This window comes from Rothia sp. HMSC072E10 (assembly GCF_001813965.1).
GTDB lineage: Bacteria > Actinomycetota > Actinomycetes > Actinomycetales > Micrococcaceae > Rothia > Rothia mucilaginosa_A.
Genome location: NZ_KV814476.1, coordinates 23,362 through 25,120 on the forward strand (window position 1 = coordinate 23,362; position 1,759 = coordinate 25,120).

Sequence of the window (1,759 nt, forward strand, 5' to 3'; positions counted from 1 at the left end):
ACCAGCGTCACCGTGCACAGCGCACAGGTGAGTATGACCGCCTAGGGTGACGTACTCGTAACGCACCGATTGACCGCGTGAGGAGTGAATAGCGCCGACAAGGCCGCCTTCGGTGTACTCCACGTTGATGCGTGCGCCGCGCTGATGCACGATAGCGCTAACGCGGCCGTCTTCATCGCGCAGGTATGCGACAGCAGTACCTGCTCCAGCGCTCATACCCAGGTAAATACCGGTGAGGCTAAAAATGTGTTGGGTGCCAGAGTTGTCAGAGATGCGCAGCAGGGACGAGGCTTCATAGTCCGTGGCGCGCAAAATATAGCGCAGGGAGGGGTCAGTAATAGAGCCCTCTTCACCCGTCAGCTGAGTGAGGGGTAGCTCTTCAAGCCACCATGCTTCACGCGGAGCACGAGCATAGCCGTGGGTGCCGTCCTCACGAATCATTCGGTCGAAGGTGACCTCACGACCTTCAGGCATCGTCCAGACAGCATTCTCAGCGTTCAGCTGCACGCGGCTCTCAATATTCGAGGACCAGCCAGCGCCGAACACGCCGGATACAGCGTGCTGACCGAACACGGTCACACTGTTGTACATGCGAGTTACAGAGCAGGCAGAAACCACGCCGGAGAATGCCATGTCGGTCTCTTCTTCGATGAAGTTACCGGTCGCAACGTTCACGGGATCATTCGCATAACCGCTGGTGGCAGGCTTACCCACAACAGCCGGTGCAGGAACTTCCAAATCAGGTCGTTCGGTACTGACATTCACTGCAGCAAGCGCATTGTCCAATGTCTCATTCGAGACGGTGCTAATCTCACCATTGCCGCCGGCCTGTTTGAAGGTATCGGCTACAATACCCAGCCAGGTCTTATCGTTGGCGTTCGATTGATTCCACGATTCAAACGTGCTGATGAGATTTTCAGCGTCAATGGTTCCCCACTGACACTTAGCCGCAAATTCAGCAGCGAGGCTACGAATATTGCCGGGCTCAGAGCCAAACTCAGTGCCGAGATTTCCCAAGGTGGTAGAGAGGTCCCGAACAGTCGAAGGGCGCGCCGAAGAAACAGCCATACCCGACGAACGAGTTTCAGTATTCTCCCGAGTACCCAGCGACTTAGTATTAATTGTTGTATCTGGAATATACGGCTCTGCCTTAGCCGGAGCATTTCCCCAGAAGTCATCCCACGCCTTGTGGAGACCAAACCACTCGCTCTCGTATTCACGAGCCTTCTGGCGGTTCGCCTGCTCCCTGTGAGCCGCTTCCTTAAGGTTGTCTACCACACCAGCCAGCTGACGGAAGACGGTGGCAATATCACGACCATCACTGATTGCAGTATCAATATTAGAGGCGGTGACGTCCGCATAGTGTCCTTCAAAGTCCTCAAGAGCAGTCGTCAAAGAGGACTTGAGCCCAGGCATAGCATTTTCAATGTTTTGCGCTACTTTGCGGCACGCCTTAGCAAGATTATCGGAGACCTCATTATTAAAAACAACGTCCTCTTTGTTAGCGTAGGGGGGGTTCGGGCCGGAAGACATGATAGAACCTCTGAAAAGTATCTAAGTGCGGAAGTGGGGTGATTAAACACGTTAAGACAGGCACGTACATCATGCCTGGAAGTAACGTGTGTTGAAGCCAAATGACAGAAAACGCCGCCTACCGCACACCGCCCCATAACCGGGGATCGGGGCGGTAAACGGCGTTCACCAGGGGAGGCTTAGGCGCCGCCGCCTGCCTGGAAAATATCGGTAGAAATCTGGTTGA

At 54.6% G+C, this 1,759-nt stretch carries 1 protein-coding gene; it reads right to left on the bottom strand.

The features are described 5' to 3' along the window. The coding region (locus HMPREF2944_RS09310; RefSeq protein WP_246826217.1) for a DUF6531 domain-containing protein at positions 1-1,533 on the bottom strand (1,533 nt) is incomplete at its 3' end. Positions 1,534-1,759: the final 226 nt, after the last annotated feature.